Origin of the sequence: Polaromonas sp. YR568, from assembly GCF_900116715.1 — a bacterium.
Classification (GTDB): domain Bacteria; phylum Pseudomonadota; class Gammaproteobacteria; order Burkholderiales; family Burkholderiaceae_C; genus Polaromonas.
This window is the reverse complement of sequence record NZ_FPBM01000001.1, coordinates 531,465-557,711: the sequence shown is the minus strand read 5'-3', so window position 1 is coordinate 557,711 and position 26,247 is coordinate 531,465. Positions and strand designations below refer to the sequence as shown.

The window sequence follows — 26,247 nt, the reverse complement described above, 5'->3', positions numbered from 1 at the left end:
ATGACCGCACTTGTTATTGCAGAACACGACAACGCCAGCATCAAGCCCGCGACCCTCAACACCGTAACCGCAGCCGCCCAGTGCGGCGGCGACGTGCACGTGCTGGTGGCCGGCAAGGGCGCCGAAGCCGCCGCCAAGGCCGCCGCCGCCATCGCCGGCGTGGCCAAAGTCATCCACGTCGAAGGCGATCATTTCGCCCACGGCCTGGCCGAGAACATGGCCGCGCAAGTCGTGGCTATCGCTTCCGCCTACTCGCACATCCTGTTTCCGGCTACCGCTTCGGGCAAGAACATCGCCCCCCGCGTAGCCGCAACGCTGGATGTCGGCCAGATCTCCGACATCACCAAAGTAGACGCTGCCGACACCTTCGAACGCCCCATCTACGCCGGCAACGCGATTGCCATCGTGCAAAGCCTGGACGCGACCAAAGTCATCACCGTGCGCACTACCGGCTTTGACGCCGCGGCCGCCACCGGTGGCTCCGCTGCCATCGAAACGCCCGCGGGCGTGGCCGACAGCGGCAAGTCGACCTTCCTCGGTTCTGAAATCGCCAAGAGCGACCGCCCTGAGCTGACGGCAGCCAAGATCATCGTCTCTGGCGGCCGCGCCATGGGCTCCAGCGAGAAGTTCAACGAAGTGCTGACGCCGCTGGCCGACAAGCTGGGCGCTGCCCTGGGCGCTTCACGCGCTGCAGTTGACGCGGGCTACGCCCCCAACGACTGGCAAGTGGGCCAGACCGGCAAGATCGTCGCGCCTCAGCTCTACATCGCCGCCGGCATCTCCGGCGCGATCCAGCATCTGGCCGGCATGAAAGACAGCAAGGTCATCGTAGCGATCAACAAGGACCCCGAGGCGCCGATTTTCAGCGTGGCGGATTACGGCTTGGAAGCCGACTTGTTCACGGCTGTGCCCGAGCTGGTTGCTGCACTTTAGGAATTTCGCCGAAGAAGAAATTTTTTGATAGGGAGACGGCAGCATGCGGATATTGAGATTGATGGGTGCGTCGGTTTTGTTTGCGGTTTTAAGTGCCGGCGTCAGTGCTGCAACGGTAGGGAAGCTCTCCCAGTACAAAGTCAATCCAGCCGTGGGTGACAAGATCGGCTCACTGGGCCTTATCTTTGTCAATCCCGTGATCACGGCCGATGGCGATCCAAGCCGTGCTCAAGGCTATGCACTTTCGGGTGTGCAGGATCCCATCAAGATAGCGAGGGCTGCCGATCGCTACGCTGAGCTATTTACGCTCAATGGCGTGCCGACAACTTTTGTTGGGGCGTTTGACAAAACAGCCGAGCTCAAAACGGTATTGAGTCAATCGTTAAGCAAGTCCACGCATGTTCTCTTTTTTGAACCTGTTGGTACGGTCTTGACGACCATGAGCGCTCGTGCCCAGCCAATTGGCTCCGTCCGGTATCGGATCACACTGCTGGATAACCAGAGCCGCCGGCTTATTGAGATGTATGACGAGTTCGGCGTCAATTTTGTGAAGTCGTTGTTCAGTCCGGATACGTTGCTGTTTGATGTTGCCGCATCTCGCTGGTACAACACGCTGGCCGCAGAGAAGCTTGTTGACACCCTGCCCGAAGATCCAAAACGCCCTCCCTCCAAGACCTATCCGCCTGAAGGCCAAGATAGCAAATAAGGCAATCCATGACATACAAAGCCCCCCTCAAGGACATGCTGTTCGACATCCAGCATCTGGCCGACATCGAACAGATCGCAAAAATCCCCGGCTTTGAAGAAGCCGGCTTCGACACCGCACAGGCGGTGCTCGAAGAATGTGCCAAGTTCAACGAAGGGGTGCTGGCGCCGCTGAATCGCGATGGTGATATCAACCCCTCCAGCTGGAAGAACGGCGAAGTCACCACCACGCCCGGCTTCAAGGACGCCTTCCGCCAGTACGTGGAAGGCGGCTGGCAGGGCCTGCAGCACCCGGCGGATTTTGGCGGCCAGGGTCTGCCCAAAACCATAGGCGCGGCCTGCGGCGAAATGCTCAACTCCGCCAACATGAGTTTTGCCCTGTGCCCGCTGCTCAGCGACGGCGCCATTGAAGCGCTGCTCACGGCCGGCTCTGACGACCTCAAGGCGGTTTACCTCGAAAAGCTCGTGAGCGGCCAATGGACAGGCACCATGAACCTGACCGAGCCGCAGGCCGGCTCAGATCTCGCCATGGTGCGAAGCCGCGCCGAGCCGCAGCCCGACGGCAGCTACAAAATCTTCGGCACCAAGATATTCATCACCTATGGTGAACACGACATGGCCGAGAACATCGTGCACCTCGTTCTCGCTCGCGTCACCGGCGCGCCTGAAGGCGTCAAAGGCATCAGCCTCTTCGTCGTGCCCAAGTTCATGGTCGGCAAAGACGGCGCACTCGGCGCGCGCAACGATGTGCACTGTGTCAGCATCGAACACAAAATGGGCATCAAGGCCTCGCCTACCGCCGTGTTGCAGTACGGCGATCACGGCGGCGCCGTCGGCTACATCGTCGGCGAAGAAAACCGCGGCCTTGAATACATGTTCATCATGATGAACTCGGCGCGCTACGCCGTTGGCATGCAGGGCATCGCGATTGCAGAACGCGCCTACCAGAAGGCCGTCGCATTCTCGAAAGACCGCGTGCAAAGCCGCCCGGTTGACGGCTCCATCAAGGCCAGCGCACCCATCATTCACCACCCCGACGTCAAGCGCATGCTGATGACCATGCGCGCCTACATCGAGGGTTGCCGCGCCATGGCTTCCGTGGCCGCCGCGGCTTATGACGCGACGCATCACCACCCCGACGCCGACGTGCGCAAACAGAACCAGGCGTTTTACGAATTCATGGTGCCGCTGGTCAAGGGCTACAGCACCGAGATGAGTCTCGAAGTGACATCGCTGGGCGTGCAGGTGCACGGCGGCATGGGCTTTATTGAAGAAACCGGTGCGGCCCAGTATTACCGCGACGCCAAGATCCTGACCATCTACGAAGGCACGACCGCCATCCAAGCCAACGACCTGATTGGCCGCAAAACTTCGCGCGACGGCGGCCAGACAGCCAAGGCCATCGCCGCGCAGATCGAAAAAACCGAGAGCGAGCTGATCAAGCAAGGCAGCGCTGATGCGCTGGCCGTGGCCAAGCGCCTGAAGGCCGCGCGCCTGGCCTTCATCGACGTGGTCGACTTTGTGGCGGGTAACACCAAGGCCAGCCCCAATGCCGTGTTTGCCGGCAGCGTGCCTTACCTCATGCTCGCGGGCAATGTGGTGGCCGGCTGGCAGATGGCGCGCTCGCTGCTGGTGGCGCAAGAGCAAATCGCCAAGGGCGTCGATGTCGCCTTCATGCAGGCCAAGGTCACGACCGCGCGTTTCTACGCTGACCACCTGCTGACCAAGGCGCCCGGTGTGCGCGACAGCATTGTGGAAGGCGCCGACAGCGTGACCGCGCTGGCCCTCGACGCGTTCTGAGGCGGCACGGCCTCCCTTCATAGCATCCATGGCTGCCCCGCGCGGGCAGCGTGTTTTTCTGAATCCCTGAACTTCGGAGTCACCATGTCCAGACTGCCCGGCGCATTGAACAAGCTGCCTTTGCCCATCATCGGTTCGCCGCTCTTCATCATCAGCAACCCCAAGCTGGTGATTGCCCAGTGCAAGGCCGGTGTGGTCGGGGCCATGCCCGCACTCAATGCGCGGCCGGCGTCGCAGCTTGACGAATGGCTGGCCGAAATCACCGAGGCGCTGGCCGCCCACAACAAGGCCAACCCCGACAAGCCCGCCGCGCCCTTTGCCATCAACCAGATCGTGCACAAGTCCAACGACCGGCTGGAGCACGACATGGAAATGTGCGTGAAGTACAAGGTGCCCATCTACATCACCAGCCTGGGCGCGCGTGAAGACATCAACGCGGCGGCGCACAGCTACGGCGGCGTGGTGCTGCACGACATCATCAACAACAAGTTTGCCCGCAAGGCGATTGAAAAAGGCGCCGACGGCCTGGTGGCCGTGGCCGCCGGCGCGGGTGGCCATGCGGGTGTCAAAAGCCCGTTTGCGCTGATTCAGGAAATTCGCCAGTGGTTTGACGGCCCGCTGGCGTTGTCGGGCGCGATATCCACCGGCGGCGCGGTGCTGGCCGCACAGGCCATGGGCGCCGACTTCGCCTACATCGGCTCGGCCTTTATCGCGACCGACGAAGCGCGCGCCGCCGATGCCTACAAGCAGGCCATCGTCGACGGCAACTCCGACGACATCGTCTACAGCAGCCTCTTTACCGGCGTACACGGCAACTACCTCGCGCCGTCCATCCGTGCAGCCGGCATGGACCCCGAGAACCTGCCCGACGGTGACGTCAAGACCATGAACTTCGGTGGCGGCGAAGGCAGCAAGTCCAAGGCCTGGAAAGACATCTGGGGTTGCGGTCAGGGCATTGGCGCCGTCAGCAAGGTGCAGCCTGCCGCGGACTTTGTCGAGCAGCTCAAACGCGAATACCACGACGCGCGCCAGCGGGTCTGTGCCTGAACACTCGCTTCGATGAGTGCTGCGCCGCGCCTTCCCGGCATTGATGCCCTCAAGGGCCTGGCGTGCGTGATGATCGTCTGGCACCACCTGGCCTTTTACGGCCCCATGTCGGATGTGGTCCACCCCTTTGCGCCCGCGCTGATGGGTTGGCTGTATGACTATGGCCGTATGGCCGTGCAGGTGTTCCTGGTTGTGGGCGGATTTCTGGGGGCGGCCTCGCTCGCGCCCAAGGGCGTGGCGGTGTTCGATTCACCTGGCCGGCTACTGTTCAGGCGCTACTGGCGGCTCGCCAAACCTTATCTGGTGGCGCTGGCCGTGAGTGTGCTGGTGGCAGCGCTGGTCAGGCCCTGGTTTGCGCATCCATCGGTGCCGGCAGCGCCCACGCTGCCGCAGCTTCTGGCCCATGTATTTCTGTTGCAAGACATCCTCGGCCAGGAAGCGCTTTCCGCCGGCGTCTGGTATGTGGCTATCGACTTTCAGCTCTATGCGGCGGCGGTGCTGATTTTTACGTTTGCCCGGCGCTTTCAGTCTCAGTCAGGCGAGCATGCCGACGGCGCGGTTTCAGCACCGCTGGGCGTGAGCCTCGTCCTGCTGCTCGCTTTGGCTTCGCTGCTGTTCTTTAACCGCCTGCCGGCGTTTGACATCACCGCCCTGTATTTCTGCGGCTCCTACGCACTGGGCATGCTGGCCTTCTGGGCCTCCAGCAATATGGGCGGGCGGCGCGGCTTCTGGCTGGCTGCCATGGCGGCTATGGGCGCTCTGGCCCTGGCGCTGGATTTCAGGGGTCGCCTGGTAGTGGCGCTGGTCACCGCCTTCGGGCTGGTGTGGCTCTCCAGCCTTCAGCCCAACGCCTGGCTGCTGCGCTGCTCGCAGCAGCGCTGGTTGCTGCAACTGGGCAAGGTTTCGTACTCGGTGTTTCTCATCCACTTTCCGGTATGCCTGCTGGTCAATGCCATTGCCGGCCACTTCTGGCCGACACAGCTCTTGCCCAATGTGGCGGGCCTGCTGCTGGCGTTTGTGCTGTCGCTGCTGGCGGGCAGCGCGCTGTATCGCTGGGTGGAGTCACAGCCCTTGCTGCCCGTGCTGGGCCGCTTGCGCCGGATTTGACCCGGCCTCACCCGGCCTAGCGCCTGAACATCCCCAGCTTCAGTTCCCAAGGCTTACCCAGCCATGAGGCATGTGTGGTGTGGTCGGCCAGGTCGTCGCCGGTGAGGCCATGCACAAAAACATCCAAGCCGTTCCGCTCGCTCTCCAGCCAGGGGATGAGGCGGTCAAACACCTCACTGTCAAACGCCAGCTGGCAACTCCAGCGCGGGTGCGGGCCGACCTCACGCTCATGCACCCGGCCGACAGCCACGCCAAACAGCTCACCGGCTTTTTCGCATAGCGCGCGCGCCTGCTCAACCGTGCCGGGTTCGAAATAGACATGCGCGTGGTAATGGGCGTAGAGGTTTTCGGGGCGTTTGATCATGGTTTAGCCATTATTTCCGCCCAGCGCCGGCCGTGTTGCGGAAGGGGTTCTGATTGCATATACTGTATTTATATACAGTAATTTGATTCTTCCGTTTTTTACCTTTTGCACGCTTGTTTCGCACGTCTGTTTTCAAGCCAGGTCCATGTCCGACGCCATCATCCCCATTCACGCCATCAAAGGCCGCGGCACCGCCACGCGCATCGCGCACCGGTTTGAAAAAGACGTGCGCAGCGCCTGGGATGACGGCTGGGGCACGCTGGAAGAGGATGCCGCACAGGTCGCCGCCGGCGAGGCGCCGCGGCTGGAAACCACGGTGACGATGGAAACCGCGCGCAGCGCCATCGTCGGCAATGACTCGCCCGACATCTTTTTCGACTACAGCATCAACCCCTACCGCGGCTGTGAGCATGGCTGCGTGTATTGCTATGCGCGGCCCACGCACAGCTACCTCAACCTCTCGCCCGGCCTGGACTTTGAAACCAAGATCATCGCCAAGCGCAACATTGCCGAGGTGCTGCGCGCCGATTTGCGCAAGCGCAGCTATGTGCCGCGGCTGCTCAATATCGGCTCGGGCACCGACTGCTATCAGCCCGCTGAGCGCGAGCTGCGCCTCACGCGCAGCATCATCGAGTTGCTGCAGGAAGTGCGGCACCCGTTTTCCCTGATCACCAAATCCAGTGGCGTGGAGCGTGACCTCGATTTGCTGGCGCCGCTGGCGGCCGACAAGCTGGCCGCCGCCTACGTGACCATCACGACACTTGACGGGGAACTCGCGCGCAAGCTCGAGCCGCGCGCGGCCGCGCCGCACCGGCGCCTGCGCACCATACGCACGCTGGCAGAGCACGGCGTCCCGGTCGGCGTGAGCGTGGCGCCGCAAATCCCGTTTGTGAATGAGGATATGGAGCATGTATTGGAGGCCGCCTGGGAGGCCGGCGCGCGCAGCGCCTTCTACACCGTGATCCGCCTGCCCTGGGAGTTGGCGCCCATCTTCAAGGAATGGCTGGAGCTGCACTACCCGCAGCGCGCCGCGCGCATCATGGCGCGCATCCAGGAAATGCGCGGCGGCAAAGACTACGACAGCGACTTTGCCTCGCGCATGAAGGGTTACGGCCTGTGGGCTGAGCTGATCAAACAGCGCTTTGAGAAAGCCTGCAACCGCATCGGCTTTAACCGCCAGCGCATTGAGCTGGACTTGAGCCAGTTCCGTCCGCCGGGGGCTGAGGGGCAAGGGAGTCTTTTTTGAAGGCCAGGTGTTTTTTGGGCGTGAGGGCTATAGTGCAGCCGTTCTTTCAAGGAGTTGAGCGTGGCATTTGACTGGAAACATTCATCGGATGAAGTGGACTGGGACGCGCTGTCGCATCTGTACCGCATTGCCCCTTTGGGCGAGAAGAAACCGTCGGACCTGAAGGTCGTGTTTTCCAACAGCCTGTTCAAGTGTTTTGTGTATGACGGCGCCACGCTGATAGGCGCAGGCCGGGCGCTGGCCGACGGCATGGACTGCTCTTACATCTGCGACATTGCGGTGCACCCGGAGCATCAGGGCGTGGGCCTGGGCAAGGACATCGTGTCTTCGCTGGTCAATCAGTCCAAGGGGCACAAGAAGATCATTCTCTATGCGGTCGCCGGCAAGGAGCCGTTTTATCGCAAGCTCGGCTTCAGGCGCATGCTGACGGCGATGGCGATTTTTGCGAATAGCGGGCAGGCGATGCAGAGCGGGTTGATCAGCGACGACTGATCGGGCAGCCGAGGCTGGTTCTTAGCGCTGGTAGCTGCGGTTCAGCCGCACTTCGAGTTTCTTCTGCAGCGTCTCAAACGAAGCACTCATCGCCCAGTAAATTCCCGCAGCCGCCAGGTAGAGTGGAAAGGGCTGAAAGGTCGTGGCAATCACTTCCTTGGTCGCCAGCATCAACTCGCCCACCGCAATCACCGACACCAGCGAGGTGTCCTTGATCAGGCTGATCAGGCTGTTGGACAAACTGGGCACGGCCAGGCGCAAGGCTTGGGGGCCAATCACATAGCGCAGCGTTTGCGCCTGCGTCAGGCCCAGGCTACGGGCCGCGTTCCACTGGCCGTGTTCCACGCCGTTGATCGCGCCGCGAATCGTCTCCGACAGGTAAGCGCCCACGTTCAGGCTCAAGCCCAGGATGCCGGCGGTGATCGGGTCGAACTGGATGCCTATGCTGGGCAGGCCGAAGTAGATGACAAAGAGCTGCACCAGAAGCGGCGTGCCGCGCATGCAGCTGACATACAGCGTTGCAAACTGCGAAAGCCCCGGCACCTTGGCCAGCCGTGTGACGGCCACGATGGTGCCGATGATGGCGCCGAAGAAAACAGACGCCACCGCCAGCAGCAGCGTCCACGCCGCGCCTTTGAGCATCAGCGGCAAAGCATCGCGCAGCAACTGGGTCAAGCCGGTCAGGTCCATAAGGGTCTCCACAAATAAAAACCCCGGCGCAGAGCCGGGGTTGCTTTAAGCGCCTGCCGAAGGCGGCGCGCGGCTGATCGAATGTTACTTCGCTTATTTCGTTGCGACAGGCGGCTTGCTTACGTCGCGGTCAAACCACTTGGTGGAGATCTTCGCGAAGCTGCCGTCGGCTTGCAGGTCGGCCAGCGCTTTGTCGATGGCGGCCTTGAACTTCGGGTTGTTCTTCACAAACGGAATGCCGGATTTCTCCAGGTCGCCCACCGGCGCGCCGGGCTTGAGTGGCAGCTTGGTTTGCTTGACGATGTAGGGGATCAAAAGGCTGTCGTTCAGCGCGGCGTCGATGCGGCCCAGTGCCAGGTCTTGCAGATACTCTTGCGCGCCGGGGTAGGTCTTCACATCAATGCCGCCCACCTTCTTGGCGATGTCGGCGTAGTTGGTGCCTTGGCCCAGGCCCAGCTTTTTGCCTTTGAGGTCGTCCAGCGTCTTGAACTCGCGCTTTTCGTCCTTGCGGATGATGAGCTGCGGGGCCGAGATGGTGTAGGGCTCGGAGAAGTCAAAAGTCTCTTTGCGCTTGTCGGTGATGCCGACCTGATTGATCACTACGTCGTATTTGCCGGCCTGCAGGCCCGCCAGGATGGCGCTCCATTCGCTGGTCGAGAACTCGGCTTTGACGCCCAGCTTTTGCGCCAGGGCATTGGCCAGTTCCACTTCAAAGCCGGCGAGCTGGCCGCCTTCTTTGTAGTTGAAGGGCGGGTAGGTGCCTTCGAGTGCGACCTTGAGTGTGCCGCGCTGCTTGACGGTGTCGAGCAGGTCGGCGGCACTGGCGCCCAAAGCGAGCGTCAAAAGGAGAGCGGAAGCGACGGCTTTACGGATATTCATATTCAACCCTTGCATAAGAGAATTGTTATTGAGATGAAAACTGAATATTAAATCTGCCGCCACTTTGGTGCATGGCGGGGGCCAAAGGCCCTACAGGGCATCCGGGTGCTTCACGCGCGCGGCGTGCCGGCTCAGGGCTTGGTGCAGTGGGCGTAGATATCCATCGCAGGCTTGTAGACGCTGGTCTGCACATTCATCAGGCCGAGCACCGAATGAAAGTAGTTGTCGTGGCTGACCGGCGCATCGAGCTGCTGCTTCAGGCAGGCGGTGCTCAGCTTGTTGCGCTGCTCAAAGCCGGGCGAGAGCCAGGTGATCCATGGCACGCGCTTTTGCACCTCAGGTGCAATGCCGTAGGGCATGCCGTGCAGGTAGAGGTTGTTCTCGCCCAGCGACTCGCCGTGGTCGGCCAGGTAGAGCAGGGCGGGTGCGCTGCGCGCTTCTTGCGCCTTGAGCCACTGGATGGACGAGGCCAGCAGTTTGTCGGTGTAGACGATGCTGTTGTCATAGGCATTGAGCAGGCCTTCGCGGCTGCAGCTTTGCAGCGCGTTGTCGGTGCACTCGGGCAGGAATTTTTTGACAGCTTGCGGCGAGCGCTTGTAATACGCCGGGCCGTGGCCGCCCATCTGGTGCATCACCACCACCACGCCTTTGGCGCGCCGCTCGGCGGGCAGCGCGGCAATGCGCTCGTCAATGCCGTGCAGCATGACTTCATCAAAACATTCGCCGCTGTCGCACAGGCCGGGCACCTGGAGCGCCACCGTGTTCACGTTGGGTACGCGGTCGCACACGCCTTTGCAGCCGGATTGGTTGTCTATCCACAGCACGGCCAGGCCCGCGCGCTGCAGCACGTCCAGCATGCCTTCGTAGTTGGCGGGCCGTGAGTCATAGGCTTCGCGCCCGAAGTTGGAGAACATGCAGGGCACCGACGCTGCCGTGCTGGTGCCGCATGACCAGGCGTTGCGCTGGCTCACCACGTTTTCCTGGGCCAGCAGCGGATTGGTGGGCCGGCTGTAGCCGTTGAGTGAAAAGTTGCCGCTGCGCGCCGTCTCGCCCAGCACCAGCAGCAGCAGCGGCGGTTTGTTTTGTGCGGTGTAGCTGGCGCCAAGCTTGGCGTCTTCGCCCAGGGGCAACACGATGGATTCGTCGCGCTGGAAAGGTTTGGCCGCTATGGAGCCCAGTGCGTAGAAGGAGTTGAGCGGGTTGATCAGGTAGCGCACATGGGTGTAGTTGCGCATCACGGAGGCAATGCTCTGGAAGAACAAAAACACCACCAGCACCAGCAGCACGCAGGCGCCGGTCAGCGTGGCGGCGTTGGTGAGTACTTGCCGCGCGGCGCTTGCACGCCTGACTTTTTGCCGCCACAGCACAATCATCGGCAGGATTGCCAGCACCAGCACCGTGGCCAGCAGGCGCCAGTTCAGCAGATCGCGGGTTTCGCGCACATCAGTCTGCAGCGTGTTGACCATCATGGTCTTGTCGATGACCACGCCGTAGGCCATCATGAAGTAGGCGCCGAAGGCTGCCGAGAGCAGAAAGAGCGTGATGGCCGGCTTGAGCGTCCAGCGCCAGGCCAGCAGGCTGAGCAACGCGGTGGTTGCCAGCGCAATCACCAGCGCCAGCGCAATGCTGATCACTGCAACCTGGCCGCCGGTGAGGCCGGGCAGGCGGGCCAGCTCGCGCCACAAGGCCACATTGCATACGGTGGCGATCCACAGACTGGCAATCACCACCAGCCAGAAGGGCCGCATGCCGGTGTCTTGCCGGACGGTGGTCAGAATAACGGGCCGCGATGCGGAGGATCTAGAAGATGCGGAAGAGGAAGGGCGCAGCGGCATAGCGCTGGATTGTATTTGGGCCGCCTTAAATGAGGCTTAAAGGCCTTAAGAAGGCCGAGGTCGGCTCAAGCTTCAATCTGCCAGGCCCAACTGCCGCGCGTGGTGGCGCAGGTGCTCTTCCATAAAGGTTGCGATGAAGTAGTAGCCGTGGTCATAACCCGCGTGGCGGTGCAGTGCCAGCGGTTGGCCCGCTTTGGCGCAGGCCGCTTCAAACAGCTCGGGGTAGAGCTGTTCGGCCAGGAATTTGTCGTCCAGGCCCTGGTCTATGCGTATGCCACCGGGGTAGGGCGCTGCGGGCATGCGATTCATCAGGGCGGTGGCGTCATGCTCCAGCCATTCCGATTCATCGCTGCCGAGATAGCCGGTGAACGCCTTGCGCCCCCAGGGGCACTGGCTGGGCGCGCAGATGGGCGCAAAGGCCGAGACGGATTTGAAGATGTCCGGATGCCGGAGTGCAAGCGTCAACGCACCATGGCCGCCCATCGAATGGCCGAAGATGCCTATGCGCGTGGCGTCTACCGGCAAGGTGCCCGTCAGCAGAGGCAGCAGCTCCGCCGTGATGTAGCTTTCCATGCGGTAGTGCTGTGACCACGGGGCCTGCGTCGCATCCAGGTAAAAACCGGCGCCCCGGCCGAAATCCCAGCTGTCGGTCTCGCCCGGAATCTTCGCGCCGCGCGGGCTGGTGTCGGGCGCGATCAGGGCAATGCCCAGCTCGGCCGCCAGGCGCTGCGCACCGGCCTTGATCATGAAGGTTTCTTCGTTGCAGGTCAGGCCCGCGAGGTAGATCAGCGCCGGCACTTTGTCGCCGGCTTCGGCATTCGGCGGCAGGAAGACCGAGAACTTCATAGTCAGGCCGACCTCGCGCGAGTCGTGCTGGTAGTAGCGCTGCATGCCGCTGAAGCAGCCGTGTTCAGAGAGGAGTTCGGGAGTGTTCACCATGGGCACTTAGTAAATGACCACGCCGCGAATCGACTCGCCGCTTTTCATTAAATCAAACCCCTTGTTGATGTCTTCCAGCGGCATGGTGTGCGTGATCAGGTCGTCGATATTGATCTTGCCTTCCATGTACCAGTCAACGATCTTGGGCACATCGGTGCGGCCGCGTGCGCCGCCGAAGGCGGAGCCTTCCCATTTGCGGCCGGTCACCAGCTGGAAGGGGCGGGTGCTGATTTCGGCGCCGGCTTCGGCCACGCCAATGATGATGCTGCGGCCCCAGCCCTTGTGGGTGCACTCCAGCGCCTGGCGCATCACCTTGGTGTTGCCTATGCATTCAAAGCTGTAGTCGGCGCCGCCGTCGGTGAGTTGCACGATGGCGTCGACAACGTTCTCTGTGTTTTTGGGGTTGATGAAGTGCGTCATGCCGAACTTGCGCGCCATCTCCTGACGAGCGGGGTTGATGTCGACGCCGATGATCTTGTCGGCGCCCACCATCTTCGCGCCCTGGATCACATTGAGGCCGATGCCGCCCAGGCCGAACACTACGACGTTGGTGCCGGCTTCGACCTTGGCGGTGAAGAGCACCGCGCCAATGCCGGTGGTGACGCCGCAGCCGATGTAGCAGACCTTGTCAAAGGGGGCGTCTTCACGAATCTTGGCCAGCGAAATTTCAGGGGCGACGGTGTAGTTGCTGAAGGTGCTGGTACCCATGTAGTGAAAGATGGGCTTGCCGTCCAGGCTGAAGCGGCTGGTGGCATCGGGCATCAGGCCTTTGCCTTGCGTGCCGCGGATCAGCTGGCACAGATTGGTTTTGCGCGAGAGGCAGAACTTGCACTGCCGGCATTCGGGCGTGTAGAGCGGGATGACATGGTCGCCTTTTTTGAGTGTGGTCACGCCGGGGCCGACGTCAACCACAATGCCAGCGCCTTCATGGCCAAGGATGGCGGGGAAGATGCCTTCCGGGTCTGCGCCCGAGAGCGTGTAGTAGTCGGTGTGGCAGATGCCGGTGGCCTTGATTTCGACAAGCACCTCGCCGAATTTCGGGCCTTGCAGGTCCACGGTTTCAATGGTCAGGGGCTGGCCTGATTTCCAGGCGATGGCGGCTTTGGTTTTCATGGGTGTCGGGCTTGTGTTGGGGGTGGGTGAAGAGGGCTTGCAGCGCGTAAGGCACTATAAGCCAGCCGCCCGGGCCAGTACTCTCAAAGGTGTTTCATTTTGAGAAATCCCCACGCGTCGCCGGCCCTAAAAAAGAAAGCCGCCTGGCCCCAAAAGGGCACAGGCGGCTGTCGGTTGACGAGAGAGAAGCCGGCAAGCCAGGGCTTGCCGGGGCGGCCTTAGCGGCCGATTTCCTTCAGGTACTGTGCGCGTGCGGCGATGGCGGTGTCGGTGAAGTCGGTGAACACGCCGTCAACACCTGCGCGGTAGTAGGCCAGGTACTCGGCCTTGGGGTCGCCCTGGTAGTCGGCGGCCAGGCGGCGGCGCTCATCGCGGAAGGTGAAGGGGTGCACGAAGAGGCCGGCTTTGTGCGCATCGGCCACAAAGCTGGTGACGGGCGTGGAGTTGGAATCGGCGTCGTTGAGCTTGCCGTCGCGGTTGATGTCGACCTGCTTGCCGTCGGCGCCAATGGTGCCGGTGGTGCTGATGATGTAGCGCTTCCAGGGGCCGACGCCGTCTGCGTAGGTCTTGATGTCGGCCAGGCCTGCGGGCGTGGTCAGGGCGTCAAAGAAACGCTTGTCGCCAGCCTTGGTCCAGTCATAGGGGCGGTCGCTCGGCACGGCGAAGGTCACGCGGCCGGTTTTCGGGTCGATGCCGTCGCCGTCGATCAGCTGGATCAGCTTCGTGTTGAGGCCCTTGCTCTTCATGTACTTGAGGCTGCCGGGTTCAAACGACTGCACGTAGATGGGCGCGGTCTTGCTGTTCCAGCCGGCGGCGTTGATGATGGCGATCAGCTTGTCTTCCAGCGGCAGGCCGCGTTCGCGGAAGTAGGTCGGGTTCTTGGTTTCGGGGTAGATCGCAATCGTGCGGCCGGTCTTGATGGACTGGGCCTTGGCCAGGTCCACCACTTCCTGGAAGGTCGGGACCTTGAACTGGCCGTTGAACTGCTGGGGGCGCTCTGCATCGGTCGAGATGGCGCCCAGCGTGCGGATTTCCGCGAGGGTGAAGTCGTCGCTGAACCAGCCGGTCTGCGTTTCGCCGTCGACCTGGATGGTCTTTTTGCGCGAGGCGAATTCAGGGTGCTTGGCCACGTCGGTGCTGATGGCCAGGTTGGGGTCGTGGCGCGTCATCAGCACGCCGTCCTTGGTGGAGATCAGGTCCATCTCGATCACATCGGCGCCCAGCTCGATGGCGCGCGTATAGGCTTCCAGCGTTTCTTCAGGCAGGTAGCCCGAGGCGCCGCGGTGGGCGATGACCAGGGGCGCCTTGCCGTCCAGGGTGGAGAGGCCGGCTTGTGATGTCGTGCCGGAAGTCGAGCAGGCGGCCAGCAGTACGCTGCTGCAAAGAAGGGCGAGCAAGCTGCCTTGCTTCAAGTTGAAGGCCTTGCGGGTCGATACGGTCATGGGTGCATCCCTTAGTTAAAAGGCTGATCGTATGCGGCGAATCACGACAGGCATGTGACAGTGTGTGCGGCGATGATGTCTATACAACAGCCGCGCTGCAGGCAAAAAAAATGCCGGAGCAGGCCCGGCTTTTTTTGAATGAAGAAAGCGACGAGTAAGGCAGGCCTATCAGGCGCTGAAGAAGCTCTTGAGCTTGTCGGCCCAGCCTTCTTCGCTTGGCGAATGTTTGGCGCCGCCTTTTTTCAGCGACTCGTCCAGCTCCTTGAGCAGCTTGCGCTGGTGCTCGGTGAGCTTGACCGGCGTTTCGACCGTGATGTGGCAATACAGGTCACCGGGGTAGCTGGAGCGCACGCCCTTGATGCCCTTGCCGCGCAACCTGAACTGCTTGGAAGCCTGGGTGCCTTCGGGGATGTCGATCGCGGCCTTGCCGGCGAGCGTCGGCACTTCAATCTCGCCGCCGAGCGCGGCGGTGGTGAAGCTGATGGGCACGGCGCAATGCAGGTCGTCGCCGTCACGCTCGAAGATGTCGTGCTTCTTCAGGCGGATCTCGATGTAGAGGTCGCCCGGCGGGCCGCCGTTGGTGCCCGGCTCGCCGTTGCCGGTCGAGCGGATGCGCATGCCGTCGTCGATGCCCGCGGGGATTTTGACTTCCAGCGTCTTGTTGTTCTTGGTCTTGCCCACGCCGTGGCAGGTGATGCAGGGCTCGGGAATCAGTTTGCCCGTGCCTTTGCACTGCGGGCAGGTCTGCTGCACGCTGAAGAAACCCTGGCGCATCTGCACCACGCCGTGGCCGTGGCAGGTGGTGCAAGTCACTACCTTGGTGCCGGGCTTGGCGCCGCTGCCGTGGCAGGTGTTGCAGTCGTCCCAGCTCGGGATGCGGATTTGCGCTTCCTTGCCGTTGGCGGCTTCTTCGAGCGTGATCTCCATGGCGTAGCTCAGGTCGCCGCCGCGGTACACCTGCCGGCCGCCGCGCTGGCCACCGCCGCGCTGGCCGCCGAAGACGTCGCCGAAGATGTCGCCAAAGGCTTCGGCAAAGCCGCCAAAGCCTTCCGCGCCTGGGCCGCCGCGCATATTGGGGTCCACGCCGGCATGGCCGTACTGGTCGTAGGCCGCGCGTTTGTCGCCGTCGGAAAGCATCTCGTAGGCCTCTTTGGCCTCCTTGAATTTTTCCTCGGCAACCTTGGACGCATCCCCCTGGTTGCGGTCGGGGTGGTGCTTCATCGCGAGCTTGCGATACGCCTTTTTGATGTCTTCATCACTGGCGTTTTTGGGAACGCCCAGTGTGTCGTAGTAGTCTTTTTTGGTGGCCATGGCGGGTCAGTCAGGTCAGTCAGAAATCGTTGTTATGAAGGCCGGCGTGCCGGCAGGCAGTACGCAGGGAACAAAGCGCGGGAAACGCAAAAGCGGAAATCCGGGATGGCTCCCGGTTTTCCGCCTTTGCTGGGCTGCCTTGCCGTCTGCTTTTGCATGCAGTTATCGCGCCAATGCAGGGTTGCTTTGTAAAAAGCGCTTAGCCCTTTTTGACTTCCTTGACTTCGGCGTCCACCACATTGTCGTCGGCCGGCTTGGCTTCAGCCTGGGCGGCGCCCGCCGCGCCTGCGTCACCGCCGGCTGCGGCTTGCGATGCCTGCATGTCGGCGTACATTTTTTCGCCGAGCTTCTGGCTGGCTTCCATCAGCGCCGTGTTCTTGGCGTCGATGGCGGCCTTGTCGTCGCCGGTGAGGGCTTCTTCCATGTCCTTGATGGCGGCTTCGATCTTTTCCTTTTCGCCGGCTTCGAGCTTGTCGCCGTATTCGCCGAGCGACTTCTTCACGCTGTGCACCATGGCTTCGGCGTTGTTCTTGGCGGTGACGAACTCGACCTTTTTCTTGTCTTCTTCGGCGTTCAGCTCGGCGTCTTTCACCATCTGCTGGATTTCAGCTTCGGACAAACCGGAGTTGGCCTTGATGGTGATCTTGTTTTCCTTGCCGGTGCCCTTGTCTTTGGCGCCGACGTGCAGGATGCCGTTGGCGTCGATGTCGAAGGACACTTCGATTTGCGGCGTGCCGCGTGCTGCGGGCGGAATGCCCTCGAGGTTGAACTCGCCCAGCGCCTTGTTGCCCGAGGCGATTTCGCGCTCGCCCTGGAACACCTTGATCGTCACGGCCGGCTGGTTGTCTTCAGCGGTCGAGAAGGTCTGTGCGAACTTGGTCGGGATGGTCGTGTTCTTCTTGATCATCTTGGTCATCACGCCGCCCATGGTTTCGATACCCAGGGACAGCGGGGTGACGTCGAGCAGCAGCACGTCGGTGCGGTCGCCGGAGAGCACCTGGCCTTGAATCGCTGCGCCGACGGCAACCGCTTCATCAGGATTCACGTCCTTGCGGGGTTCTTTGCCGAAGAGCTCTTTGACCTTCTCTTGCACCTTGGGCATGCGGGTCTGGCCGCCGACCAAAATCACGTCGTGGATGTCGGCCGCGCTGACGCCGGCGTCTTTCATGGCGATGCGGCAAGGCGCAATCGTGCGCTCGATCAGTTCGTCGACCAGGCTTTCGAGCTTGGCGCGGCTGAGCTTGACCAGCAAGTGTTTCGGGCCGGTGGCGGGGTCGTGCGCGATGTAGGGAATGTTGACTTCGGTCGCGGCGCTGTTGGACAGCTCGATCTTGGCCTTTTCAGCCGAGTCTTTCAGGCGCTGCAGGGCCACCACGTCTTTGGAGAGGTCGATGCCGCTGTCCTTCTTGAATTCGCTGACGATGTAGTCGATGACGCGCTGGTCAAAGTCTTCGCCGCCCAGGAAGGTGTCGCCGTTGGTGGAGAGCACTTCGAATTGTTTTTCGCCGTCGACGTCTGCGATCTCGATGATGGAGATGTCGAAAGTGCCGCCGCCCAGGTCATACACGGCGATCTTGCGGTCGCCCTTTTCCTGCTTGTCCAGGCCGAAAGCCAGGGCTGCTGCGGTAGGTTCGTTGATGATGCGTTTGACATCGAGGCCGGCGATGCGGCCGGCATCTTTGGTGGCCTGGCGCTGTGCGTCATTGAAGTACGCAGGCACGGTGATCACGGCTTCGGTGACGGCTTCGCCGAGGTAGTCTTCGGCGGTCTTTTTCATCTTGCGCAGGATGTCGGCGCTGACTTGCTGGGCCGACAGTTTCTTGCCGCGCACTTCCACCCAGGCGTCGCCGTTGTCGGCCGCCACGATGGAGTAAGGCATCAGGGCGATGTCTTTCTGGACTTCTTTTTCGCTGAACTTGCGGCCGATCAAACGCTTGACGGCGTACAGGGTGTTCTTGGGGTTGGTCACGGCCTGGCGTTTGGCCGATGCGCCGACCAGCACTTCGCCGTCTTCCTGATAAGCGACGATGGAAGGGGTGGTGCGCACGCCTTCCGAGTTTTCGATCACGCGGGGGGTGTTGCCCTCCATGACGGACACGCAGCTGTTGGTGGTGCCCAGGTCAATGCCGATGATTCTTCCCATGATGATTTACTCCTGCTTTTTTGATTCGTTAAAGATTGAAAGTGGGGTGGCCGGGGTGTTCAACACCGTCGGCCGCGGTATGGATTAACTATGTTGATAACTTGTGGGTAAGTTGTGCAGCTTCAAGGGCCTCAACAAGGTTTTCAAAATTTTTTAAGGGGGTTTTATTTGGGGGCTGCCACCGTGACCAGGGCGGGGCGCAGCACACGCTCGGCGATCAGGTAGCCCTTTTGCAGCACGTTGACCACGGTGTTGGCTTCCTGGTCGGCAGGCACCATGCTGATGGCCTGGTGCTGGGTCGGGTCGAACTTGGTGCCGGCGGCGGGGTCGATGGCCACCACCTTGTTGCGTTCGAGTGCGCTTTTGAGCTGCTTGAGTGTGGCCTCGGCGCCTTCGCGGATCTGTTCGGGCGTGACGTCCTTGATCGCCAGGCCAGCTTCCAGGCTGTCTGCCACGGGCAGCAGGCTCTCGGCAAAACTTTCCAGGGCGTATTTGCGGGCCTTGGCCACTTCTTCGTCGGCGCGGCGGCGGGCGTTTTCGGTCTCGGCCTTGGCGCGCAGGTAGCTGTCGGCCAGCTCGGTGTTCTTGGCCTGCAGCGTTGCGACTTCAGCCTGGGCGACGGTCAGCGCGTCAAACTCGTTGGCCGCTTGCGCCGCTTCGAGCTCTTCAGGGCTGGGTGCACCGCTAAGTGGTTGATTTTGTTCGGGTTGTGTATTGTCAGACATGCTCGGAGACGGGATTTGAAGAGGGTTGATGCTGGTAATCGTCCCAGCTTGGGGTGGCAAAGCCCTTTTCAAGACAAGGGCTTCGATTCTGGCTACATGGTTACGAAATAGTGGCTGCGGTGTTGACACGGCGACCGCAGCATTGGCCCGCGGACACAGCGTTTGGGCGCGTGCAGCCAGCCGGGAGCGCGCTGGAGTCAAACCCACGATTGTAGGGCTTGGGGCCTGGCGCGCCGGCAAGCGTCCGGGGCTGTCTTTGGGTGCTTTCGGCGGCCCCTTCAGGCCGGCAGTTTTTGCATGCGTGTGATCAGCTCGCGTTTGTTGTCGCGGCTGCGGTGGGCATGCTCGCGCATCAGCGCCTCGGCGCGCGCGCCTTCACCGGCCAGCAGGGCGGCCAGCACGTCCTCGTGGTCGCTTTGCGCGCGCTGGATGAAGCCGAACTCCAGCATGGGCAGGGCGCCGTTGAGGCTGAGCGCGCCGGCGCCGGCCATCGGGGTTTTGCTGACGTGGGCCAGCGCCGAGGCCAGCGTGCTGTTGCCGGCGGCCTGCACCAGCGCATCGTGAAAGCGGGCGTTCATCGGCACCCAGCGCGCCGCGTCGAGCACGTGATCCGAAGCCTGGGCTTTGTCCAGCAGCAGCCGGCCTTCATCAATACAGGCCTGCAACTCGGCCCGGGTTTCAGGCGTGATCCCGCGCTCGGCGGCCTGCCGCGCCGCCATGCCTTCGAGCACGCCGCGCACGTCGACCGCATTGGTGATCTCGTCGACCGAAAACTGGCGCACCCGGAAGCCGCGTGTGGGCAGCCGCTCGAGCAGGCCTTCTTTTTCCAGCTCGCCCAGCGCAATACGTATCGGAGTGCGCGACACCGCCAGCTGGGCGGAAAGTTCGAGCTCCACCATGCGTTCGCCGGGCGCCACCTGGCCGCTCAGGATTCTTCGCCGAAGCTCCTGCGTGGTGTAGTCGATCTGGGAGGACATAAAGAAGAATTTGAATAGGGCGCTAAGGAAATTGGCTGGATTATTGCATGCAATATGTGTCAATATCAGGGTTTACAAGGTGATTGCGTGGGCTATTGCGCGCAATAATGTAAGATGACTAAGTATTTGCTGGCAGCGTATCAGCGAAATACGCCCCCATTTCCACTGCATTCCACAGGAGACACGATGAACCCGCCCCGTTTGACTTCCCGGCGCCTGCTGGCCAGCGCTAGCGCCTTCGCCCTGGTATTGGTGGCGCTGATGGCCCCGGCCGCCCAGGCGCAGGCCCCCGCCACCTATCCCAATAAACCCATCAAGCTGATTGTTCCGTTTCCGGCCGGCGGTGGCGGCGACATCCTGGCGCGGCTGGTCATGCTGCGCGCGGCCAAAGAGCTGGGCCAGCCCATCGTGGTGGAAAACCTGGGCGGCGCCGGCGGCAACCTGGGCAGCGCCACTGCCGCCAAGGCGCCGGCCGACGGCTACACCTTGCTCTACGGCACCAACGGCACGCACGCCATCAACCATGCGATCTACAAGTCGCCAGGCTTTAACGCCGTGCGTGACTTCGAACCGGTGAGCCAGCTCACCCGCATCGCGGCCATGGTGGTGGTGCGGCCCACGCTGCAGGTCAATTCCATGGCCGAGCTCACCAAGCTGCTCAAGGCCAACCCGGGCAAGTACACCTTTGGCTCTGCCGGCAACGGCACCACGTCCCACCTGGCCGGCGAGATCTACAAGTCGCGCGCGGGCCTGGCGGTGGTGCACATTCCCTATCGCGGCGGCGCGCAGGCCATGACGGACCTGATGGGTGGGCAGGTCGACATGATGATTGAAGTGATGCCCAACGCCGCGCCACAGGCCAAAAGCGGCCGTGTCAAACCGCTGGCGGTGACGACAGCCACGCGCGTGGCGGGCTGGCCCGATGTGCCGACCATCGCCGAGTCCGGCCTGCCGGGTTTTGATGTCAGCGCATGGGACGCGATTTTTGTTCCGGCCGGAACGCCGCGGCCCATCGTCAACCGGCTGAACGATGCGATCCACAAAGCGCTGGCCGACCCGGAGCTGCGCGCGCAGCTGCAATCACGCGGCGCAGAAGTGGCGCCCGGCACGCCCGAAGAGCTGGCCAAACACATCGCAGCCAACATGACGTTGTGGGGTGATGCGGTGAAACGTTCCGGCGCATCGGTCGACTGACACCGCAGCGAATTTCACGGGCAACAAAAAAGCGACCTCTCGAGGTCGCTTTTTTTGTTGGAAGCCGGTGAATCCGGCGAATCCAGCGAAAGGAAATATTTACTTTTTCTTGGTTTGGCTCAACGCCCACTTGCCGGCAAATGCCTGCAGTTCATTCAGGCGCTTGAGCAGGTCAGCGCCCAGCGAGGTGACGGTGTAGCCGTCGCTGCCGTGGGACAGCAGGCCGGCTGCGCGCAGTTCTTTGATGCGGGTGTTCAGGGTGTTGGGAGTGATGCTGCCGATGCTGTCTTGCAGGAGGCGGAACGTCTGGGGATGGCCGTCTTTCAGGGCCCACAGCACGCGAAGGGCATAGCGTGCTTCCAGCAGTTCAAGCAATTGGCCTACCGCTGCATTTTCTTTGGCGCTCATCAGGTTATCTCCTCGGTCACAAATTGGTCACAGGTGGTTGTTAAGCAAAAAGCTTCTATTCGCTTGCGCCCAAATATAACGTAAATTCCTGGCTGCTACGAGTTTTGTAGCTGCTCACGCCCGCTGCGTGTGGACTCGCAGCCTAAAAGCCTTGGAAAACCCTGAGTCCAAACCTTGGATGTTGGTAGGCGCTCACCCGGGCTACATCACCGGGATGCGCGTGGACGGATAAATCTGTACGGCACTGCCTGCTTTGGACGACGCCATGATGGCTTCAATCACCTGCTGCACCCCCAATGCCGAACGGCCGGTGACAGCCGGCGCCGAACCATTCTGCACCGCATGGATAAAGTCTTCCAGCACGGCCCGATGGGCGGCATGATCGAACGCCATCGGGTCGGCGCCGCCGCCCGAGGCCTGGCGCGCGCCCACGATGGCTGTCTTGCCGTTGTGAAATGCCGCCTGCATTTCACCGCCTTCAAGCGTCGCGGTTCCGCGGCTGAAGTTGAGTTCGATGCGCTCCGCAAATCCGGGGTAGGCCGCCGTGGTGACCTGCACCACGGCCACGGCGCCGTTGCCGTATTGCAGCAGCGCGGCCGCCGTGTCTTCTCCCTCCATGCGGTGCACGGCGCTGGTGCTTGCGATGCCTGTCACGCGCTCCGGCATGCCGATGAGGTTGAGCAGTAAATCCAGCGTGTGGATGGCCTGTGTGATCAGCACACCGCCGCCGTCTCTGGCCAAGGTGCCGCGGCCCGGCTCGTCGTAGTAACTTTGCGGCCGCCACCAGCGCACGAAAGCAGCGGCGCTGACCAGCTCGCCCAGTTCGCCTGAAGCGATCAGCGCGCGCAGGTTCATGGCGGCTTCGCGCAGCCGGTGCTGCAGCATGACGGCGAGCGTCACGCCGGCGTCGTCGCAGGCCTGCACCAGCGCATTGGCGCGGTTCAGGTCTATCTCCAGCGGCTTTTCAACCAGCACATGTTTGCCCGCACGGGCCACGCGCTGCACCATCTCCAGGTGCGCGTTGGGCGGTGTGAGCACGAGCACAGCTTTCACGCTGGCATCTTCCAGGACGTCTTCAAGGCGCGTGGTCCGGCGCGCGCCGTCGGGCAGCTGCACGCCTGCCAGCCGCCCGGCATTTCGTCCATACACATACACAAGCTCGGCGATGCCGGCGAGATCTTGCAAACTGCGGAAATGAGGCGCCGAACCCAGTCCGGCGCCTATGACGGCCAGGCGCAGCCGTTGAGAGCTCTGCATTCTTTAGTCGAGTTTGACGTTGGCCGCCTTGATCACCTGCGCCCATTTTTCGACTTCGGCTTTCTGGAAGGCCGTGACCTCTGCGGTCGTCAACGGTGTGGGCTGCATGCCCAGGCCCTTCAGCCGCTCCTGCATCTCGGGCTGCGCAATGATTTTCAGGATCTCGTCATGCAGTTTGTCGATGATGGGTTTGGGCGTGCCGGCCGGCACAAAAATACCTTGCCACGACGTGACCTCGAAACCCGGCACGCCGGACTCGGCCACGGTGGGCACATTGGGCATGGACTCCAGGCGCTTGGCCGATGTGACGGCCAGCGCTCGCACCTTGCCGCTCTGGATGTGCGGGCCCGCCACCACGGTCGTGTCGAACATCATGTCGACCTGACCGCCGATCACGTCCTGGATCGCGGGGCCGCTGCCCTTGTAGGGCACATGGATGAACTGCGTGCCCGACTTGAAGCCCAGCAGCTCCAGCGAGAGGTGTTGTGAGGTGCCACTGCCCGCCGACGCTGATGAAATGGTTTTGGGTTTGGCTTTGGCGGCGGCCAACACGTCTTGCAATGTTTTGTAGGGGCTGTTGGCGCCGACCACCAGAACGACCGGGTTGGAGCCGATCAGCACCACCGGCGAAAACGATTTGACCGGGTCATAACCCAGCTTGGGGTAAAGGCTCACATTGATGGCGTGCGAGCTGACCGTGCCGCCCACCAGGGTGTAGCCGTCGGCAGGCGCGCGTGCGGCCACTTCGGAGCCGATGCCGCCGCCCGCGCCGCCCTTGTTGTCGATCACGATGGTGGTGCCCAGCACCGGGCCAAGCTTCTGGCCGATGAGCCGGCCCAGGATGTCGGTGGTGCCGCCGGCGGGGAAGGGCACGATGTAGGTGATGGGCTTGCTGGGCCATTTGTCTTGCGCCATGGCCGGAAGGCCAAGTACCGACAAGGCGGCGACGGCAACTGCGGAATGAATGAGGGAACGGCGTTTCATGATGTCTTGTCTCCTGATCTTGGTGGAACGGTTTGTCTTGGGAAGCATCGTTTCAGTCGGCGGTGATGCGGCGCGTTTCTATCAAGGTCTTCCAGCGTGCCCACTCGCGCAGCTGGAAGGCAGTGAACTCTTCCGGCGTGCTGGCGACGATCTCCAGCCCCTGGTCGAGCATGCGTTTTTTCATGTCGGCGTCCTGCATGGCGGCAATCACTGCATCGCTCAGAATCTTTTTCGTCGCGGCCGGCAGACCTTTGGGTGCGGCCATGCCTTGCCATGAATAAACCTCCGCGCCTTTCACACCAGCTTCAGCCAGCGTGGGCACATCAGGCAACACGGGCGAGCGTTTGTCGCCGGTGACGGCGATGGCGCGCAGCTTGCCGCCGCGGATGTGCGGCAGCACGGCATTGACGTTCTGGAAAGAGAAGTCCACCTGGTTGCCCAGCAGGTCGTTGACGGCCGGTGAGCCGCCCTTGTAGGGCACGTGCACGCCTTCGGTTTTGGATTGCTGCCAGAACAACTCGGCCGAGAGGTGGTCGGACGAACCGTTGCCCGAGCTGGCAAACGAGACCTTGCCCGGTGTCTTGCGCAGCAGCGCCAGCACGTCGTCCACCGTGCGCTCGGGCCGCGCCACATTGGCGACCAGCACATTCGGGGCTTGCACCGGCACGCTGATGTAGTCGAAGTCTTTGGTGGCGTCGTAGGGCACGCTTTTGAGCAGATGCGGCGTGACGACAAAAGCGCCCAGCGAAGACACCAGCAGCGTGTAGCCGTCGGGCGCCGCGCGCTTGACCTGGCCGGTGCCTATGGTGCCGGTGGCGCCGGGCCGGTTGTCGACCACAAACGTGCCGCCCAGTTTGGTCTGCAGTTGCAGCGCCAGCGCACGCGCCACCATGTCGGTGGAGCCGCCTGGGGGGAAGGGCACAACAATGGTGACGGTCTTGCCGGCGGGCCAGGCGCCTTGCGCCCAGGCGGGCAGTGCCAGCACGGGCAAAGTGGCGCCCGCAAGCGCGGACTGGATGAGGGAGCGGCGTTTCATGGTGTCTTGTCTCCTGTGTTTGTCTTGGGCCGGCGATCCGGTTATCCCGCCATCCCGGGATAACGCGAGCCGCCAACAGTGCGCGTGGGTATCGGGGGTGCGGAACACCGCACCGGAAAAAGCGTGCCGGGGTATACCGCCCCCGGTGCGCCTGGCTGGGCCAAAAGTCCTGTCGAAAAGCCCGTTGGAGAAGGCCTTCGGGAGCCTCTAACTTCCCGAAAAAGCCCCTGCTGAACTTATCGAACCATGCAAGGCATTTTGTTGTTGAATTTCCAGCCGGGGATCAGGTATTGCATGGCGGTTGCGTCGTCGCGCGCGCCCAGGCCGTGCTTGAGGTAGAGCTGATGCGCCTTTTCGACCTCGGCCATGTCCAGTTCCACGCCCAGCCCGGGCTGCTTGGGCACGGCGACTTCGCCGCCCACGATTTGCAGCGGCGCCTTCGTCAGGCGCTGGCCGTCCTGCCAGATCCAGTGCGTGTCGATGGCGGTTACCTTGCCCGGCGCGGCCGCCGCCACATGCGTGAACATCGCCAGCGAAACATCGAAATGGTTGTTGGAGTGCGAGCCCCAGGTCAGGCCCCAGGTCTGGCAGATCTGCGCCACGCGGACTGAGCCTTGCATGGTCCAGAAGTGCGGGTCTGCCAGCGGAATGTCGACCGACTGCAGGTGAATGGTGTGCGAGAGTTCGCGCCAGTCGGTGGCGATCATGTTAGTGGCGGTCGGCAGGCCCGTGGCGCGGCGGAACTCGGCCATCACCTCGCGGCCCGAGAACACGCCTTCGGCGCCGCAGGGGTCTTCGGCATAGGCCAGCACATCGCCGCGGCCCTGGCAGATGCGGATGGCATCCTTGAGCAGCCAGCCGCCGTTCGGGTCCAGCGTGATGCGCGCGTCCGGAAAACGCTCCGACAGCGCGATGATGGCTTCCATTTCTTCGTCGCCGCGCAGCACGCCGCCCTTGAGCTTGAAGTCCTTGAAGCCGTAGCGCTTGTAGGCGGCCTCGGCCAGCGCCACGATGCCCTTCGCGTCCATGGCAGCCTCATGGCGCAGGCGCAGCCAGTCGTCTTCGGCATCCGGCGCCGAGTCATAGGCCAGGCCCGTCTGCTTGCGGTCCGCAATATAAAAGAGGTAGCCCAGCATGGCCACCGAGTCGCGCTGCTGGCCGTCGCCCAGCAGGGCCGCCACCGGCACACCCAGGAACTGGCCCAGCAGGTCGAGCAGGGCGCTTTCCACCGCGGTGACGGCATGGATCGCCACGCGAAGGTCAAAAGTCTGGTTGCCGCGGCCGCCGCTGTCGCGGTCGGCAAAACTGGTGCGCAGGGTATTGAGGATGCTGTTCCAGGCGCCTATCGACTGGCCTTCGATCAGCTCACGCGCGTCTTCCAGGGTGTTGCGGATCTTTTCGCCGCCCGGCACTTCGCCCACGCCGGTGCGTCCGGAGCTGTCGGTCAGTATCAGCAGGTTGCGGGTGAAGAAGGGGGCATGGGCGCCGCTCAGATTGAGCAGCATGCTGTCCTGGCCGGCTACGGGAATCACCTGCACACGGGTGATACGCGGGGTTTGGGAGGCGGCGGTCGGGGAAACGCTGGAGGCAGGGGAAGCTTTGGAAGCGGGCATACCGGTC

Annotated in this window: 24 protein-coding genes; 8 read left to right on the top strand and 16 right to left on the bottom strand. The window is 62.5% G+C overall.

Annotated elements, in window-relative coordinates; translation table 11 throughout:
- The 5 genes from BM408_RS02625 to BM408_RS02605 all read left to right on the top strand — a co-directional run bounded on the left by BM408_RS02625 (window position 1) and on the right by BM408_RS02605 (window position 5,592).
- On the top strand, window positions 1-933 hold the full coding sequence (locus BM408_RS02625; protein WP_092126580.1) for an electron transfer flavoprotein subunit alpha/FixB family protein: 933 nt from the start codon (window positions 1-3) through the stop codon (window positions 931-933).
- Between the two features lie 43 nt (window positions 934-976).
- Complete coding sequence (locus BM408_RS02620) at window positions 977-1,639, top strand: hypothetical protein (protein ID WP_092126578.1); 663 nt, start codon at window positions 977-979, stop codon at window positions 1,637-1,639.
- A gap of 8 nt (window positions 1,640-1,647) precedes the next feature.
- Window positions 1,648-3,438: an acyl-CoA dehydrogenase gene (locus BM408_RS02615; protein ID WP_092126575.1), complete on the top strand. Its 1,791-nt coding sequence runs from the start codon at window positions 1,648-1,650 to the stop codon at window positions 3,436-3,438.
- A gap of 84 nt (window positions 3,439-3,522) precedes the next feature.
- Window positions 3,523-4,485: an NAD(P)H-dependent flavin oxidoreductase gene (locus BM408_RS02610; protein WP_092126573.1), complete on the top strand. Its 963-nt coding sequence runs from the start codon at window positions 3,523-3,525 to the stop codon at window positions 4,483-4,485.
- Window positions 4,486-4,497: 12 nt separating this feature from the next.
- Window positions 4,498-5,592: an acyltransferase family protein gene (locus tag BM408_RS02605; RefSeq protein ID WP_092126571.1), complete on the top strand. Its 1,095-nt coding sequence runs from the start codon at window positions 4,498-4,500 to the stop codon at window positions 5,590-5,592.
- Window positions 5,593-5,608: 16 nt separating this feature from the next.
- On the opposite strand, the gene BM408_RS02600 is transcribed toward BM408_RS02605, so the two are convergent.
- Window positions 5,609-5,956 carry a DOPA 4,5-dioxygenase family protein gene (locus BM408_RS02600; RefSeq protein WP_092126569.1) on the bottom strand — a complete coding sequence of 116 codons (348 nt, stop codon included), beginning with the start codon at window positions 5,954-5,956 and terminating at the stop codon, window positions 5,609-5,611.
- A gap of 145 nt (window positions 5,957-6,101) precedes the next feature.
- On the opposite strand from BM408_RS02600, the gene BM408_RS02595 reads away from it, so the two are divergent.
- Window positions 6,102-7,202, top strand: coding sequence for a PA0069 family radical SAM protein (locus BM408_RS02595; RefSeq protein ID WP_092126567.1), 1,101 nt, complete (start codon window positions 6,102-6,104; stop codon window positions 7,200-7,202).
- Window positions 7,203-7,262: 60 nt separating this feature from the next.
- Window positions 7,263-7,694, top strand: a complete 432-nt coding sequence (locus BM408_RS02590; RefSeq protein WP_092126565.1) for a GNAT family N-acetyltransferase — start codon at window positions 7,263-7,265, stop codon at window positions 7,692-7,694.
- A gap of 21 nt (window positions 7,695-7,715) precedes the next feature.
- Here BM408_RS02590 and BM408_RS02585 read toward each other — a convergent pair whose 3' ends face one another.
- The 10 genes from BM408_RS02585 to BM408_RS02540 form a co-directional block, all read right to left on the bottom strand.
- Entirely contained in the window at window positions 7,716-8,384 is a 669-nt protein-coding gene (locus tag BM408_RS02585) for an amino acid ABC transporter permease (protein ID WP_092126563.1), read from the bottom strand.
- Window positions 8,385-8,477: 93 nt separating this feature from the next.
- Window positions 8,478-9,263: a transporter substrate-binding domain-containing protein gene (locus BM408_RS02580; RefSeq protein ID WP_175541659.1), complete on the bottom strand. Its 786-nt coding sequence runs from the start codon at window positions 9,261-9,263 to the stop codon at window positions 8,478-8,480.
- A gap of 131 nt (window positions 9,264-9,394) precedes the next feature.
- Window positions 9,395-11,011, bottom strand: a complete 1,617-nt coding sequence (locus tag BM408_RS02575; RefSeq protein WP_254774681.1) for a phosphoethanolamine transferase — start codon at window positions 11,009-11,011, stop codon at window positions 9,395-9,397.
- 159 nt (window positions 11,012-11,170) lie between these two features.
- On the bottom strand, window positions 11,171-12,037 hold the full coding sequence (gene fghA / locus BM408_RS02570) for an S-formylglutathione hydrolase (RefSeq protein WP_092127314.1): 867 nt from the start codon (window positions 12,035-12,037) through the stop codon (window positions 11,171-11,173).
- A gap of 6 nt (window positions 12,038-12,043) precedes the next feature.
- On the bottom strand, window positions 12,044-13,150 hold the full coding sequence (locus tag BM408_RS02565; protein WP_092126559.1) for an S-(hydroxymethyl)glutathione dehydrogenase/class III alcohol dehydrogenase: 1,107 nt from the start codon (window positions 13,148-13,150) through the stop codon (window positions 12,044-12,046).
- Window positions 13,151-13,368: 218 nt separating this feature from the next.
- On the bottom strand, window positions 13,369-14,592 hold the full coding sequence (locus BM408_RS02560) for a glycerophosphodiester phosphodiesterase (RefSeq protein WP_092126557.1): 1,224 nt from the start codon (window positions 14,590-14,592) through the stop codon (window positions 13,369-13,371).
- Between the two features lie 168 nt (window positions 14,593-14,760).
- Entirely contained in the window at window positions 14,761-15,903 is a 1,143-nt protein-coding gene (dnaJ, locus tag BM408_RS02555; protein ID WP_092126556.1) for a molecular chaperone DnaJ, read from the bottom strand.
- A gap of 199 nt (window positions 15,904-16,102) precedes the next feature.
- Complete coding sequence (dnaK, locus tag BM408_RS02550; protein ID WP_092126554.1) at window positions 16,103-18,046, bottom strand: molecular chaperone DnaK; 1,944 nt, start codon at window positions 18,044-18,046, stop codon at window positions 16,103-16,105.
- A gap of 164 nt (window positions 18,047-18,210) precedes the next feature.
- Window positions 18,211-18,771: a nucleotide exchange factor GrpE gene (gene grpE / locus BM408_RS02545; protein WP_092126552.1), complete on the bottom strand. Its 561-nt coding sequence runs from the start codon at window positions 18,769-18,771 to the stop codon at window positions 18,211-18,213.
- A 278-nt stretch (window positions 18,772-19,049) separates the two neighbouring features.
- Entirely contained in the window at window positions 19,050-19,748 is a 699-nt protein-coding gene (locus BM408_RS02540; protein ID WP_092126550.1) for a GntR family transcriptional regulator, read from the bottom strand.
- A gap of 186 nt (window positions 19,749-19,934) precedes the next feature.
- Between BM408_RS02540 and BM408_RS02535 the strand changes: the two genes are divergently transcribed.
- Window positions 19,935-20,942 (top strand): Bug family tripartite tricarboxylate transporter substrate binding protein, encoded by a 1,008-nt coding sequence (locus BM408_RS02535; RefSeq protein WP_092126548.1) that lies wholly within the window; start codon window positions 19,935-19,937, stop codon window positions 20,940-20,942.
- A 99-nt stretch (window positions 20,943-21,041) separates the two neighbouring features.
- Here the strand turns inward: BM408_RS02535 and BM408_RS02530 are convergent, their stop codons facing one another.
- The 5 genes from BM408_RS02530 to gudD all read right to left on the bottom strand — a co-directional run bounded on the left by BM408_RS02530 (window position 21,042) and on the right by gudD (window position 26,240).
- Window positions 21,042-21,350, bottom strand: a complete 309-nt coding sequence (locus BM408_RS02530) for a winged helix-turn-helix transcriptional regulator (protein ID WP_092126546.1) — start codon at window positions 21,348-21,350, stop codon at window positions 21,042-21,044.
- Between the two features lie 201 nt (window positions 21,351-21,551).
- Window positions 21,552-22,607: a Gfo/Idh/MocA family protein gene (locus BM408_RS02525; RefSeq protein WP_092126544.1), complete on the bottom strand. Its 1,056-nt coding sequence runs from the start codon at window positions 22,605-22,607 to the stop codon at window positions 21,552-21,554.
- 3 nt (window positions 22,608-22,610) lie between these two features.
- A complete protein-coding gene (locus BM408_RS02520) occupies window positions 22,611-23,591 on the bottom strand; it encodes a Bug family tripartite tricarboxylate transporter substrate binding protein (RefSeq protein ID WP_092126542.1) in 981 nt (326 codons plus the stop codon).
- 52 nt (window positions 23,592-23,643) lie between these two features.
- Window positions 23,644-24,627 carry a Bug family tripartite tricarboxylate transporter substrate binding protein gene (locus BM408_RS02515; RefSeq protein ID WP_092126540.1) on the bottom strand — a complete coding sequence of 328 codons (984 nt, stop codon included), beginning with the start codon at window positions 24,625-24,627 and terminating at the stop codon, window positions 23,644-23,646.
- A gap of 236 nt (window positions 24,628-24,863) precedes the next feature.
- The gene (gudD, locus tag BM408_RS02510; RefSeq protein WP_175541658.1) at window positions 24,864-26,240 is read right to left on the bottom strand and encodes a glucarate dehydratase; all 1,377 of its coding nucleotides are present in this window, start codon (window positions 26,238-26,240) and stop codon (window positions 24,864-24,866) included.
- Window positions 26,241-26,247 lie beyond the last annotated feature (7 nt).

Coding starts and splice junctions, on each gene's coding strand:
- BM408_RS02625 (WP_092126580.1), top strand. CDS start 1: ATGACCGCACTTGTTATTGCAGAACACGACAACGCCAGCATCAAGCCC.
- BM408_RS02620 (WP_092126578.1), top strand. CDS start 977: ATGCGGATATTGAGATTGATGGGTGCGTCGGTTTTGTTTGCGGTTTTA.
- BM408_RS02615 (WP_092126575.1), top strand. CDS start 1,648: ATGACATACAAAGCCCCCCTCAAGGACATGCTGTTCGACATCCAGCAT.
- BM408_RS02610 (WP_092126573.1), top strand. CDS start 3,523: ATGTCCAGACTGCCCGGCGCATTGAACAAGCTGCCTTTGCCCATCATC.
- BM408_RS02605 (WP_092126571.1), top strand. CDS start 4,498: ATGAGTGCTGCGCCGCGCCTTCCCGGCATTGATGCCCTCAAGGGCCTG.
- BM408_RS02600 (WP_092126569.1), bottom strand. CDS start 5,956: ATGATCAAACGCCCCGAAAACCTCTACGCCCATTACCACGCGCATGTC.
- BM408_RS02595 (WP_092126567.1), top strand. CDS start 6,102: ATGTCCGACGCCATCATCCCCATTCACGCCATCAAAGGCCGCGGCACC.
- BM408_RS02585 (WP_092126563.1), bottom strand. CDS start 8,384: ATGGACCTGACCGGCTTGACCCAGTTGCTGCGCGATGCTTTGCCGCTG.
- BM408_RS02580 (WP_175541659.1), bottom strand. CDS start 9,263: ATGAATATCCGTAAAGCCGTCGCTTCCGCTCTCCTTTTGACGCTCGCT.
- BM408_RS02575 (WP_254774681.1), bottom strand. CDS start 11,011: ATGCGGCCCTTCTGGCTGGTGGTGATTGCCAGTCTGTGGATCGCCACC.
- fghA (WP_092127314.1), bottom strand. CDS start 12,037: ATGGTGAACACTCCCGAACTCCTCTCTGAACACGGCTGCTTCAGCGGC.
- BM408_RS02565 (WP_092126559.1), bottom strand. CDS start 13,150: ATGAAAACCAAAGCCGCCATCGCCTGGAAATCAGGCCAGCCCCTGACC.
- BM408_RS02560 (WP_092126557.1), bottom strand. CDS start 14,592: ATGACCGTATCGACCCGCAAGGCCTTCAACTTGAAGCAAGGCAGCTTG.
- dnaJ (WP_092126556.1), bottom strand. CDS start 15,903: ATGGCCACCAAAAAAGACTACTACGACACACTGGGCGTTCCCAAAAAC.
- dnaK (WP_092126554.1), bottom strand. CDS start 18,046: ATGGGAAGAATCATCGGCATTGACCTGGGCACCACCAACAGCTGCGTG.
- grpE (WP_092126552.1), bottom strand. CDS start 18,771: ATGTCTGACAATACACAACCCGAACAAAATCAACCACTTAGCGGTGCA.
- BM408_RS02540 (WP_092126550.1), bottom strand. CDS start 19,748: ATGTCCTCCCAGATCGACTACACCACGCAGGAGCTTCGGCGAAGAATC.
- BM408_RS02535 (WP_092126548.1), top strand. CDS start 19,935: ATGAACCCGCCCCGTTTGACTTCCCGGCGCCTGCTGGCCAGCGCTAGC.
- BM408_RS02530 (WP_092126546.1), bottom strand. CDS start 21,350: ATGAGCGCCAAAGAAAATGCAGCGGTAGGCCAATTGCTTGAACTGCTG.
- BM408_RS02525 (WP_092126544.1), bottom strand. CDS start 22,607: ATGCAGAGCTCTCAACGGCTGCGCCTGGCCGTCATAGGCGCCGGACTG.
- BM408_RS02520 (WP_092126542.1), bottom strand. CDS start 23,591: ATGAAACGCCGTTCCCTCATTCATTCCGCAGTTGCCGTCGCCGCCTTG.
- BM408_RS02515 (WP_092126540.1), bottom strand. CDS start 24,627: ATGAAACGCCGCTCCCTCATCCAGTCCGCGCTTGCGGGCGCCACTTTG.
- gudD (WP_175541658.1), bottom strand. CDS start 26,240: ATGCCCGCTTCCAAAGCTTCCCCTGCCTCCAGCGTTTCCCCGACCGCC.